The 12,688-nt window shown below is 65.7% G+C and carries 8 protein-coding genes; 4 read left to right on the top strand and 4 right to left on the bottom strand.

The window, feature by feature from the left end; genetic code table 11:
* Positions 1-137: 137 nt before the first annotated feature.
* Complete coding sequence (locus EV292_RS05400) at positions 138-593, bottom strand: hypothetical protein (protein WP_132908081.1); 456 nt, start codon at positions 591-593, stop codon at positions 138-140.
* A 443-nt stretch (positions 594-1,036) separates the two neighbouring features.
* Positions 1,037-2,194: a hypothetical protein gene (locus EV292_RS05395; protein WP_132908080.1), complete on the bottom strand. Its 1,158-nt coding sequence runs from the start codon at positions 2,192-2,194 to the stop codon at positions 1,037-1,039.
* Between the two features lie 165 nt (positions 2,195-2,359).
* Between EV292_RS05395 and EV292_RS05390 the strand changes: the two genes are divergently transcribed.
* From EV292_RS05390 to EV292_RS05375, 4 genes are read left to right on the top strand one after another with little or no spacing between them, the layout of a single operon-like run.
* Positions 2,360-4,303 (top strand): methyl-accepting chemotaxis protein, encoded by a 1,944-nt coding sequence (locus EV292_RS05390; RefSeq protein ID WP_165927021.1) that lies wholly within the window; start codon positions 2,360-2,362, stop codon positions 4,301-4,303.
* Positions 4,304-4,319: 16 nt separating this feature from the next.
* The gene (locus EV292_RS05385) at positions 4,320-5,114 is read left to right on the top strand and encodes an OmpA family protein (protein WP_165927020.1); all 795 of its coding nucleotides are present in this window, start codon (positions 4,320-4,322) and stop codon (positions 5,112-5,114) included.
* Complete coding sequence (locus tag EV292_RS05380; RefSeq protein ID WP_132908077.1) at positions 5,111-6,511, top strand: EH signature domain-containing protein; 1,401 nt, start codon at positions 5,111-5,113, stop codon at positions 6,509-6,511. Before EV292_RS05385 ends, EV292_RS05380 begins: the two co-directional genes overlap by 4 nt.
* Complete coding sequence (locus EV292_RS05375; RefSeq protein ID WP_132908076.1) at positions 6,504-9,470, top strand: DEAD/DEAH box helicase; 2,967 nt, start codon at positions 6,504-6,506, stop codon at positions 9,468-9,470. The genes EV292_RS05380 and EV292_RS05375 overlap by 8 nt, the downstream gene beginning before the upstream one ends.
* A gap of 431 nt (positions 9,471-9,901) precedes the next feature.
* Here EV292_RS05375 and EV292_RS05370 read toward each other — a convergent pair whose 3' ends face one another.
* Positions 9,902-10,912: a phospholipase D family protein gene (locus EV292_RS05370; protein ID WP_132908075.1), complete on the bottom strand. Its 1,011-nt coding sequence runs from the start codon at positions 10,910-10,912 to the stop codon at positions 9,902-9,904.
* Positions 10,909-12,684 carry a DUF262 domain-containing protein gene (locus EV292_RS05365; RefSeq protein ID WP_132908074.1) on the bottom strand — a complete coding sequence of 592 codons (1,776 nt, stop codon included), beginning with the start codon at positions 12,682-12,684 and terminating at the stop codon, positions 10,909-10,911. The genes EV292_RS05370 and EV292_RS05365 overlap by 4 nt, the downstream gene beginning before the upstream one ends.
* Positions 12,685-12,688 lie beyond the last annotated feature (4 nt).

Here is a 12,688-nt window from a genome sequence, read left to right as displayed (position 1 = left end):
CACCGTCGCCTCGATCACTCGAGGCGCGCTTTGAAGGAGCACGCATCTTCGTTGAGGATGACGACCACTCGTTTCAATCGCCGTACTGGGATAGATCGAAGCGCCGACGGTTCGCTTCGGTCAGTGCACGAGGATCCTCATGCGACGCGGGACAATATCTCGATTATGGGATCCAGATAGACCGCGACTTGCCGGCGATCCGTTATGCGCTTGAGATCCGCCGGGATCAGCTCATCATATTCCTCGTGCGACGCGACCCCGGTGTCGAGCAAGGCCTGTAGCATCGTGCGGCGCAGGATGCCGTGCTCCGGTCGGACGTCGGGGAAGAAGCGCTTGATCTCGACGTCGCGCAATCTGATCAGGAGGCGGTGCGCCTCTTCGACGTCGATCATCCCCGTCGGCACGAAGGCGAGTGCTCGATCGCGGGCATCGTCAACGTCTCGACCGTAAATCGCGGAGGTCACCGCGTCACCATGTGCTGCTTCTTCGATCGTCGCGTGGACCGCGAACGTCTCGGGAGCCGTGTTTTCGGCTGAAGCCTCCTCGTTCCCGTCGGCTAATCCACGCGTCTCCTCCTCGACGATCTCATCCATGCCCTTTCCCTCAACGGCACTTAGAGCCGATCCTTGCAGATATCGGGCGTGCTCCGCCCGCTGCTCTGATGATCGGACAGTAGCGCTCTCGCTTGCCGGCTCTGCTCCTCCGGGATCATCTGCGGTCCTCCCGCCGACGATCCTCTCACGATCGGATGTGCCGAGGCGTCGCCACAGCGGACCATCACCTCTACCGATTATAATCGGACTGGGCAGGGTCTCGAGATCATGCAGCGTCCACTCGCTTGCGGTCGAATAATCGTCGGGACGCGAAGAGTTCACGAGCCGTGCCGTAGCCACGAGAGCCCCGTCATTCCGTAGGACGCCGACGTGCATCCGCAACTGAGTGGGTCGGGATCGGAGTATGACATGGCTGCGGCCTGAGAGCAGTGCTTCTGCCTCCTCTGAACTGACGAGAAGTGAGTGCGATATGGATGTGACCGTCATTGTGCCTTGAGCCATTGGAAGTCGTTCGGTTGCGCGGCCTTGTCCGAAACCAGCACCGACCAGCCTTGAGCATCCTTTCGGTAGTAGAGGCGACCGTCGCGGCCGCGCCCCGTGCTCATGTGTACCTCGAGCCAGCCGTCCGCCGCGTGGACCCGCTTTCCGCCGACCAAGACGGGATTGTCGACCAGCAGCCTTAGCTTGCCATATAGATCCCGGCGGTCCTCCACCTCCGTCAGGATGAAGTCGGCCGAGCCGCGCACCAGGTCTATACCAGGCAGGAGGGTCCTGAAGACCGTCTGCAGTTCGGCTTCCGCTCTCGCGAGCTTCCTGGTAGCTGGCACCGGCCGTTCGTTCGGACGCGCCAACGCCTCGGCAAGAGCAGCCTCGGCGGCTTCGAGACCGACGCGGAGCTGGGCAACGCTATCCTCCGCCCTCGTCCATGACGCGAGCGCGTCGTCCCGATCCGCCGTGAGCGCGTCGACGCGCTCGTGGAGATCGGCCAGCACTCTATCGTCGACGACGGAAGTCTGTGATTGCAGCGCCGAAATTCCTGCCCTCAGGAAGGCGGCCTCAGTCTTCAGTCTGCGGCTGGTACGCTCCGCCTCAGCCCTAGCTCCGTCGAGCTCCGCCTTGTTCGCGTCGGCGGCGGCGACGGCTGCAGCGAGTTCGCGCTCGGCGGCCACCAGGAGCGTCGACAGCCGGTCGTGATCCCGGCGGAGCCGAGCGGTGACGAGCTCTGGCGTCGTCGCTTCGGGGGGACCGTCGGGTTCCGAGACATCGGCGAATAGCTGCGCGAGCTCCCAGTCGCCCGGCGCCTGGGTGGGGTCCAGCCTCACGAACCAGTCGTGCAGAAGCCCGCTTTCGCCTTCGCGGAACGAAGGACCGTGGTGTTCTACCGCGACGGCGGCGTTGGCCAGACGGGACAACGTTTCTGCGAAGAGCGCCTCGGAACCATTCACGAAAAGGTATGGTCGCGTTCCAGATCGATCCATGGTCCAGAACGTCCCACCCGTCTCCACCGGCAGATCGGGCGGTTCGAGGCAGATCGGCGCCTCGGAGGGGTAGCACCATCTACCGTCCATGGAGACGCGGCCGGCCCGCGCCATAGGGTAGACCAGACCCATGTATTCGACGCCGATGGAGCCGTCCGGCATGCGGCGCGGTAGGCGTTCGATCCTGTCTAGGACCAGTCCCTCCCTCTCCAGCGTGACTTCTATAACGCGCGGCACGTGATGTTCAGCCTGTTGTTACGTTGACTCGCGGAAGCATGGCTATCACGTTGATCGCGCGATCAGAACACATCCGGGGGGAAGGTCTGCGTGGATATCGGCAGTGTAGTCATGTGGCCGATCGAGCACGGCATACCGCTCGTGTTTGGTTGGCAGCCGACGCCCCTGGTGCTCTCGGTTGGGATCATCGTCTACGCATGGTGGCGCTACATCAGGGGTCGGGACGAGCTCGACGCGTTCGACGCGGCTCTCGATCGGTTCGGTGCCCGTTTGGCCAGCTACGGCGGCGACGGCCTGAAGTTCGTCGACGACGTCGAAGCTCTGCAGGAGGAGTTCGGCGACGACCGCTACATCGGCCATGCTTGGCGGGGCTACGTCGCCGATCTGCATCACGACGAGCGGACCGGGCGCGTCGCCTCTGGCCTCCCGCCAAGCGAGTTCTTCAACCCGCGTCTGTTCAGACAGGGGCGCATCGACCTGCGCTCGTTTGAGGGCGTGCCGAACCAGCTCGTCGGGCTCGGCTTGCTTGCGACGTTCCTGGGGCTCGTGGCGGCGCTATTCATCGCGCGCGACGGCATCCAGGCGGATCTCGAAACGTCCAAGCTCGCGCTCCGCAAGCTGCTGGGAGCGGCGGCAGCCAAGTTCCTGACGTCGGTCACCGCGCTCGGAGCCTCACTGATCTTCGCCTGGCGGAAGAACCGGCGGCTGCACGCGACCGAACTGCACATCGAGAGGATTAACCGGGAGCTCGAGCGGCTCGTCCTGCCGCTCAGTTCCGAGCGGTTGGCGGCGGCCTCCGTCGCTGAGCTGGGGCGCCAGACGACTCAGCTTGAGCGCTTCAACCAGGATCTGGCGGTCAGCATCGCCCAAGCCCTCGACGAGCGCATCGGCAAGACCTTCGCTACGGCGCTCGCTCCGGTGCAGGACGCCATCGACGGAATGGCGGGTAAGCTGGGCGACATCAACCAATCGGCGCTCGAGCGAATGGCTCAGCAGTTCGCCGGTGAACTCAGCGGGGCCGCGGAGGAGCATACGAAGCGGCTCGGCGAGATGCTGGAGACGGCGGCCGAGGCGATCGGCGCCCTTCCTGGTCAGATTGACGCCGCGGGCGAGAGCTTCCGAGCAGGCATAGAGGAGGGCTCGAAGGAGCTCGCGACGAGCTTCGCGGCGGCGGGCGAGAACCTGGACGCCTCGATGCGGCAGTCATCCGACGAGATGACGAACGCTGTCCGGCAGATCGCTACCGAGGTCGAGGCTGGAGCGGTCGTCGCCCGCCGCGAGCTGGAACAGGCCGCCACCGGTGTCGGCGAAGCGATGAAGGCGGGTGTGACCGAACTCTCCTCGTCGATGATCGCGGCGGTCGACAACCTGGACGCCCGGATCTCCGAGGCGGGTGTGCAGCTCTCCCGCTCCTTGGACGGCGCTGCCGGACGGATCGAGGCGAGTGCAGACTCGCTAGGGTCAGTGTCGGAACGGAGCGCCGCCCTGGCGGAAAGCCTCACTCGCACTAGCGACGCTCTCGCGCGGCAGTTCGAGGGCGCCCTAGAGGCGGCTCGCGGCGTCACCGAGGGACTCGGCAGCCTCGTAGCCCAAGTCGACAAGGCGGGAGAGTCGGCGGAGGCGTTGGGCGCGCTGGCCGCTTCCATGACGAGCGTATCGGAGCGGCTCGAGCGGGTGGCGGAGCGGGTCGACGAGGTAGCCGACCGCGCCGACGCCACCAACGAGCGGTCGTCGGAGCTGGTCGAGGGCCTGACGCGAAGAGTCGAGGTCATAAATCGCGATCTCGGTGCGCTCAACAACGCGCTGTCGGGCGCCATGCAGAAGCTGTTCGAGGGTCTGGGCTCCTTCGGCGAGCGGACGAGCGGCTTCGTGAAATCAGTCGACAAGGAGCTCGCCGAGGCGGTCGGACGGCTCAGCGCCGCCGTCCAGCAGCTAGACGAGGTACTGGACGATCTGCCGCGTCGAGGCGACTTCAAGGCCTTCGCCGATGCCGTGTCGCGCGCCGGCTTCGATCGGGTCGAGCCGGCCGAGTGATGCGGGGCTGAGGGGCGTGGCGCGCAGGACCAGAACTATCGACGCACCGCACGAGCGGGAGGAGGAGAGCTACTTTGTCTCCCTCAACGACCTGCTGATCGGCATGCTGTTCGTCTTCATCATCCTCCTAATGATCTTCGCGCTCAACTACCAGAGCGCGGAGGCCAGGCTGAACCACCGTATCGCGGCGCTGGAGGATGAACTCGGAGGGCGCGAGGACCAGCGCGCCGGACTGCTCCGTCGTCTGAAGAAGGAGCTGGCCCGTTCGGACGTGCCGGTCGAGATCGACGAGAAGAACGGCGTTCTCCATCTGCCCGAGACGGTGCTGTTCGCGTCCGGCTCGGCCGACCTCGGCGATCGCGGCCGTGCCGCCCTGACGCGGCTGGCATCGCTGCTCGCCCGCGAGCTCCCCTGCTACGGCCAGCTCGGCGGCCGGGCGGGACACGACTGCCCCGACGGTTCCGAACCGATCCTGGAGGCTGTCTACGTCGAGGGGCACACCGACGTGATACCGATCGCTACCGCCCGCTATTCGGACAATTGGTCGCTTTCCTCCGACCGGTCCATCCAGACCTACCGGTCGATGGTGCAGGCTGCCCCTAGCCTGGAAGGCATCCGCAACGCCGCCGGCAACGCGACGCTGTTCGGCGTCAGCGCCTACGCAGCCCAGCGTCCGATCGCAGACAACGCTACCGTGGACGGTCGGGCCCGGAACCGCCGCATCGACGTGCGCTTCCTGATCGCACCGCCGACCAAGGGCGACATCAAGGCGACATCCTCGGTCGGGTCATTCCTAGGCGCGGTCGAATGACCGGGTTCGCGTCGACCCTGGCCAGTCTGAACGGCCTGTCCGCTCTGGCCTTCGATCTCGAGAAGCACATCCCGGCCGAGCCGCTGATGCGGACTGCGGCGCGGAAGGTCGCCGAACTCTTCGAGATGCCGACGCGCCCCGGAGAGGAGGAGCTTCTGCGGGCGCTGCAGGCGTTTGCGGCTTGGTGCGAAGGCGGACGTCAGCCGTCACCCGAGCATTGGCTCCTGGCTCCGTGGGTCTGCCTTCAGGGCCGTCCCCGGTTGCTCGATCGCGAGATGTTCGCCTCGGAGTTCGGCCGCAGGTTGACGGCCGAGCGGCAGCCGCGACTTCTCAAGGCGATGCTGCACAGCTACCTGCGCGATTGGGAGGAGGAGGCGAGCGCGACGGCGATCGCCGGTCGCATGATTGCACGCGAGATCGATCGGCACACCTCTCCCTGGGCGGTGCGCTGGCGCGATCGCGCTGCGCGAGTGACGATGTTCCAATCCTCCGGGCTGACCGACCGCATGACGGATGCGGCGCTCTCGCAAGGGGGGGATGTCCGTCTTCTGCTAAGGGATCTCGGGTTTACGACCGAGCTTCTAGCCCAGTCGGGGCTGCATGCGCCGTTGGCGACGCGTCTGGCGGTCAGGCTGTCGCGGGAGCTCACGACTGGGCGGCCCATCTCCGGCGCTACCGTGTCGAACGTCCTCGGCTTCCTGCGGACCGGCGGGACGCTCCGCTTCCCCAGCGAGCGGGTGGAGCTGGCCGAGCTGTTCCTCGCTCCCTTCGCGACCCGCGACCTGGCCAACGTCGAGGCGAAGGCCGCGCTCGTCGGCTTCTTCGACGAGCTCTACGGCGATCCGCGGAGCCATCTCAAGGCGTGGGTGGGCATCAGCCAGGATGCGCGCCGCACAATCACTCGCTGGCTCGCCCGCAAGGCCTTGGACCTGTTCTTCGACATCCTCAGCGCCACGGCTGATCCGATCTGGCGCTGGCGGAAGGCCTTCTGGCTGGCGCTGGAGCGCAAGGGCGCGATCGACGACGCCTGGCCCGTGTTCGGGCGGCAGGCCGTAGAGTGGCTGGCGCGCAATCCGGCCCAGAAGAAGCGGGTGTCCTCCTACGCGACTCTGTCGGGAGCGGAGCGGAAGCAATCGGTGATGCTCATGCGGATAGGCAGCTACGTCGTCGCCGAGTGGAGTCATGCGGGTTCGGTCCGCATCTGGGCACAGGATGATGCGAGAGCTCCTGCGCTGGGCGACTACGTCTATTCTGCCGAGGAGGTTAGGGCCGACTGCCTCTTCGATCAGCGGCACGATGGGACCGCCCGCTACGCCTGGCAAAGCGATCTCGGCGACTGGTTTGCCAGTCGGATCGGCGTGCGGGTCGGCATCAACGAGATGAGGCCACATGCCTGACGTCAAGCTGGAGTGGATCTCGCAGGGCGACTGGGTCGTGGTGAGCGGGCGCGACGCGGCCGGTCCGATCCACGTGGAGAGCTGGCCCGGCGTGGCCGCGCCCGAGCTCGCGCCTGCGATCGGAGCCTTGTGGCGGCTGGTCGAGGACGAGGTCGCGCTCGCCGACGGCAATGAACTGCACCTGCCTCACGCGAAGGCTGCGGCGCTGTCCCCGGCGATCCGCTCGGCCTTGGATCTGCCGGTCACGCCGCCGGTCACCCTGTTCGTCCAGCACCAGGACACGATCGACCGCGACGATTTCAGGGTGGACCATCGTTGGCACCATCTCGATGGTCGGCCGGTCTTCGGCGCGAGACGCGAAGGCGCGTTTCTGACGATGGGCGGGCGCCGCTATCTGCTGCCTACGGAGCTCTTCGAGATCGCGGCAGCGATAGACCGTTTCAACGCCCTCCCCGCGACCGAACCCGATAGTCGTGCGGCTGCCTGGATGGAGGTGCAGGAGCTGCTGCCTACGCTGGGCGAGCGGACCGCCATCGACGCCTCGCCCTATCTTCGACAGGTCCGGGTGGTGCACGCCGGCGCGTTCACGCTGCGGCCCTTCGATCGCGACGGTGAGGTAGACTTCGACCCGGTGCTGTTCGCCGCAAAGCCCGGCAGCGCTCCCGCGGCGAGCGGGGGCGAGCCGCTCGACAGCGACGACGTGCCTTCCGGAGATCCCGAGCCTCTTCTGCCCGATCATCTGCAGAAGGCATTCGCCGACGGGCGCTTTCGGCAGTTTTCGGATGCACGCGGCCGCTACGCGCTGCCCGAAGGCTGGCTGCTGATCCTGTCGCCGCCGCTACGGAAGGCCATGGGAGTCGCGCGGCAGGTGCAGCGAGCTGGCGGCGAGGTCGCCCGCGACTTCGTCCGCAACCCGCGCGGCTACCTTCGCGAGGCGCTCGGTCCTGAGCTGGACGAGCATCTCGTCGAGGGTCTTTTCAAGGAAACCCGCGAGTTCTCCGAGCGGGTCCACGCGATCGGGCTCTGGCAGAAGAAGGTGCTGCCCTGGGTCCAGGTGCCGCGCGAGCCGTGGCTGCCACCGGAGGCGGTCGGCCTGATCGTGGACGGCGCGCCGGTCCAGTTGCCCGCGGAACGTGTCGCGGAACTGGCCGATCGGGTCCGCGAAGCGATCGAGAAGGGGCGGCCAGAGGTCGCGTTCGACGGTGTTCCCATTCCGGCGACCGAACAGACGCTCGCTTCGCTCGACGAGATCGAGCGTGCGTTGGCGAGAGGCGAACCGAAGCCCGGGAACGACGATGGACACGGTGCCGACGCGAAAGCCGACGAGGACATGTCAGGCGGGCGTGAGACGACCGGCGGCATCGAACCGCACGTCCTTCTGGTGCGAAACAACTTTGAGGAGGTCGTCTTCAACAGCGACCCCGCTCCCCGAATGCCGCCGATCGATGCAGGCCTCCACCGGGCTCTGCTTCGGTCCACGCCGAAGCCGCATCAGCGCGAAGGCGTAGATTGGCTGCAGCGCTGCTGGCAGGCCGGCTGGACCGGCGCCCTGCTCGCCGACGACATGGGGCTCGGTAAGACCTTCCAGACGCTGGCGTTCCTGGCGTGGGTCCGGGAGGCGATGCGACGCGGGCTCATAGAGCGGGCGCCGATCCTGATCGTCGCCCCGACGGGACTGCTCCGCAATTGGGAGAAGGAGCACGAGATCCATCTCGCCGAACCGGGGCTCGGAAGCGTCCTCCGCGCCTACGGTCCATCGTTGCGCACTCTGCGGACGGGATCGGGATCGGAACTCGAGATCGCCCGGCCCGTCCTTGACGTCAATCGGCTGGCGGCGGCGGACTGGTTGTTGACAACCTACGAGACGCTGCGGGACTACCAGCACAGCTTCGGTCGCGTCCGCTTCGGCGTGGTCGTGTTCGACGAGATTCAGAAGATCAAGACGCCCGGCACGCAGGTCACCGATGCTGCCAAAGCCATGCAGGTGGAGTTCTCGCTGGCGCTGACCGGAACGCCGATCGAGAACCGGCTGGCCGACCTTTGGTGCCTCATGGACACCCTCCATCCCGGAGCGCTCGGCGGGCTTAAAGATTTCAGCCGTCGTTACGAAAATCGACCCGATCCCGAAGATCTCAGACGCCTTAAGGACGCGTTGTCGGTCCCGGGTCCCGAGCGGCCGGCAGTCATGCTCCGGCGCATGAAGGACGAGGTCCTCGAAGGACTGCCGACCAAGACCGAGCATGTCCGGAAGGTCGCGATGCCAGACGTGCAGGCGAATGCCTATTCGGCGATCGTTGCCGAGGCGCGCCGTCGCAAGGACCGGGGCAAGATGCTGGAGGCGCTGCAGGCGATGCGAGCGGTGTCGCTCGCGCCGCTCGAGCGATTGATGGTCGCGTCGGACGATGACTACATTCGGTCGTCAGCTCGCCTCATTGCTACGGTGTCGATCCTGGATGAGATCCGCGACCGCGGCGAGAAGGCTCTGCTGTTCGTGGAGATGCGGGCGACACAGGCTGACTTGGCGGGCGTGCTGCAGCGTCGCTACGGTCTGGCGCGCGCACCGATGATCATCTCCGGCGAGGTCGCGGGACCTAGACGTCAGGAGCGCGTAGATGCATTTCAGGCCGGACCGCCCGCTTTCGACCTGATGATCCTTTCTCCGAAGGCGGGTGGCGTCGGTCTTACGCTGACTGCGGCGAACAACGTGATCCACCTCACCCGGTGGTGGAACCCGGCAGTCGAGGATCAGAGCACCGACCGCTGCTATCGGATTGGACAGCAGCGACCGGTCAACGTCTACCTGCCTATGGCGCTGCTGCCCGGTGGGGAGGAGCACAGCTTCGATAGCCGCCTGCATGCGCTGCTCGGACAGAAGCGGGCACTGAGTCGGGATCTTCTCATGCCGCCGGCGCCGTCGGACGAGGACGCGCGACGCCTTTACGAGGAGACGATTGCCTAAGGCGCAGATCGGCGGCGGGACGGCGGGGTAACCGCAAGCGGCTTCCGCTCAGATCGATCGGCCTCCATCGCGTGGGACGCAACGCAGCTTGGGCGTCCGGGATTTCTCCCGTCATGCTACTCCGCTTCACCGCCTGTTTCAGGCTCGCGTCCGTCGTCGCCGAGTAGTCACCATCAGCCAAGAGGCGCGACGCATACTGCCATCCCGCTGTCATCGAGAGGGAGATAAACGGTCGAAAGTCGCGACTTAAGCGCGACGATGCAGCCGTTCGAGAGGACTTTGTCGCCGTCTTCAATGATCTGGGTGCGCGGATCACTTGGCACAGGAGGGTGCTCTGATTCGTCCTGGCGCTCAGCGAAGCGAACGGGGCTACTTACGCGTGGCTCAGGCTGCCTCCGTTAGCCTACACGGCGTGCCTATGAGGCCGAGCCTCAGGCGGTGACCGCCTCGATCGAGGCGGCAAACTCCGTAGCCGTCCGAAAGACCTTCCCGTCGTCGGTGAGCAGCTTGGCCACGATCGCCGCGTCCTGCCGTTCCGCTTCACGAAAATCCGGTAGTCCGTCGGGCAGCATATTGCCCACCGCGCGCTTGCTCTTTCTCGTAAAGACGTTGCCTTCTGCGGCGTGCATCGCGATCGTCATGCGGGCGTAGAGGTAGAGGCGGTTCTTCGGCATCCACAACTCGATGAAGGTCGTCGGCCAACGAAGCACGTCCTTCCTGCCCCAGCCTACGAACATGTCGTTGTCGCTGGTCTCCTTCACCAGCTTCCGATCGATGCCGGCCTTAATGGCCGACTTGCGCGCGGCCGAGCGCTCCTCCTCATTTGACGAGGTCGAGGAGAGGACGAAACCGATGCCGTCGAAACGGTCCGGCTCGGCGACGATCATGTCCAGCAGCGATCCAGGCCGGCCGGCGACGAGGGTACGAGGGGCGCGACGTGGTCGGAAAAGGCGTCCAGCCCTCTCCAGGGCAGCTTCGTCGACCTGCCGAGCGTCGAAGTGCAGGGCGTCGAACCAATCCGAGGCCTGGGTCCATGCCTTCGAGGCTGCCGTATGGAAGGTTCCGGCCTCGACCAGCACAGCTCCTTCGGTGCCGAAGCCGACACCGTTGTCCGAGGCGTTGGCCGAACCGACGACGACGCCGCGATCGGACAGGTAGACCTTCCCATGCAGACCATCGTGATATCTGACGTCCGCGTCATCCGGCGCCCCCAGCGATCGAAGCGCATCGGGGTGGCAGCCGCCCATGGATATGTCGCAGACTATCCGCAGATCGCTTCCTTCAATGCTACCATCGATAAGGTCGTTACTGCCCTTGCCCCAGAACGCGACGGCACAGCGGCGATCAGAGCCGCCGAGCACGTGGCGGATGGCGGCCGAAAGTTCGCCTCCGATCAGGAACGCGCCGTCGACTGGATAAGCAGGCTTGGCCTTCCGGCTCATTCCGCCGCCTTCTGCAGCTGCTCGGCAGCCGCGCCTTCGAGAAGGGCCGACAAGCGACCGCGCAACGCTTGGCGCCGTTCCTCGTAGAAGCGATCGAAGTCCGCCAGATCGACCGGGAGCGTGCCGAGGACATGTCGATCGAGATAGTCCGCTCGGCTCGCCTCATCCGCTTTGTAGCGGGCGAGCCATTCCTCCGGGAGTGAGGCACGCTTCTCGACGTTGGCCGCTCCTTCCAGAAGCTGAATGTTGGGAAGCTGGCTGGCCCGGTGCGCCAGGCGTTCCGCCTCCTCGTCGTCGTAGCCGGCGCGCCGGAGCTTGGCGGCGCCGAAGCGGGAGATCGGGAAGACGTGGTCCATGTGGAAATTGTTTCGCAGGTCCACGAACGGATAGAGCAGCGACAGGAGCGCGAACATGCGTCGGTCGCCGTACTCCATGTGGAGCATGTCCTCGATCTCGGCCGGCTCGAACGCCAGCGACTTGCCGCGCACGGACATGACCCGCCGGAGTTCCTCGACGGGGAAGGCCTGGACGGGGCCGGCCTGCATGGCCTCGCGCAGCGCGGTCAGCAGCGTATCCAGACCGCTGCCCCAGATGCCGGATGCCTTCAGAAGCGATCGGATCAGCCAGTTGCGGATCATCTCGCGGTCGGAGGCGAATTGAGTATGGGAGACGTAGTTCTCCGGAGCGTTGCGTCGGTAGAGGTAGTAGGCGATCGGCAGCAGCGCGCTGTCGGCGCGGAGCGTCTGGCCGTTGAGGCCGAACGACGCCGCCAGCTCGACGGTCCGGACCAGCGCCGATCTGATCGCGGGCCAGCCCGCCTCGAGCTTGGCCATGTTGTCGCTGGTGAAGTTCTCGACCTTGAAGCCGACGCTCGCGATGTCGGCCAGCATCAGCCCGGCCTTGAGGACGAAGTCCTGGCTGAAGGCAAAGCCGGTTCCCATGCGGTTCAGCTCATCGACGAGCCGGTGGATCTCGGACCGGGCGTCAATCTTCGTCCACTGTGCGACCGCGATGCTGAGCAGCAGGTCGGAATACGACAGCACGGTGCCGCCGGAATTCAATCGGATGAAGATGTTCAGAACCCGGTCCAGATTGGGGGTATCCTCCTCGTAGTAGTGCACGAGGGGGTCCGTGTGGATGACCCGGTAGAGGCGCGACAGCAGGCGAAGCGCTGCCTTCAGCGCCTCGCCGCTGAAGCCGGCGTCCACGAGCATGTCGTTGAGGTCGATGACGTCCTCAGTCGCCATTATGTCTGGCACCTTGAACCAGTGCGCCGTCTCGTCCTTCGCCGCCTGCTCGTCGGATAGGAAGCGGAACCGGTACACGGCTCCATCGTCATCGGGGCGAACGGGAGCGAGCAGGTCGAGGCGAAGTACCCGCTCAGGGAAGGCGTCCGGGTTCGTCCACCACTTGTTCGGCTGCTTCATCGCCATCGATCCGCGAAGCCCGATGTTCAGCGCCGTAAGGCGCTGCTGGCCGTCGAGCACGGCGGTGACGCTCTGATGGTGGAGCGTCCCGAGTTCCGGACAATGCGCGGCGTCACGCTGATGGTAGCGCCGGACGAAGTCATAGAACTTGAACTTGCCGCTGGTCTCCGCCGGCACCCTCCAGAAGAGAAAGGTGCCAAACGGATAGCCCTGCATCAGGCTGTCGAAGAGACGCTCGATCTGCTCGGGCTTCCATACGAACTCGCGTTGGATTGCCGGGAGGACGTAGTCCTTGTTTTGTATGCGGCGAAGTGCCTCCGCGATGGTGCCGCCCGGTTTATACAAACTG

It is taken from the genome of Sphingomonas sp. BK235, assembly GCF_004345855.1.
Classification (GTDB): Bacteria; Pseudomonadota; Alphaproteobacteria; order Sphingomonadales; family Sphingomonadaceae; genus Sphingomonas.
This window is presented reverse-complemented; position numbering and strand designations above follow the sequence as displayed.

Bases quoted from the DNA above. Each gene is read 5' to 3' on its own strand.
- EV292_RS05395 (WP_132908080.1), bottom strand. From the start codon at position 2,194: ATGCCGGACGGCTCCATCGGCGTCGAATACATGGGTCTGGTCTACCCT.
- EV292_RS05370 (WP_132908075.1), bottom strand. From the start codon at position 10,912: ATGAGCCGGAAGGCCAAGCCTGCTTATCCAGTCGACGGCGCGTTCCTG.
- EV292_RS05375 (WP_132908076.1), top strand. From the start codon at position 6,504: ATGCCTGACGTCAAGCTGGAGTGGATCTCGCAGGGCGACTGGGTCGTG.
- EV292_RS05380 (WP_132908077.1), top strand. From the start codon at position 5,111: ATGACCGGGTTCGCGTCGACCCTGGCCAGTCTGAACGGCCTGTCCGCT.
- EV292_RS05400 (WP_132908081.1), bottom strand. From the start codon at position 593: ATGGATGAGATCGTCGAGGAGGAGACGCGTGGATTAGCCGACGGGAAC.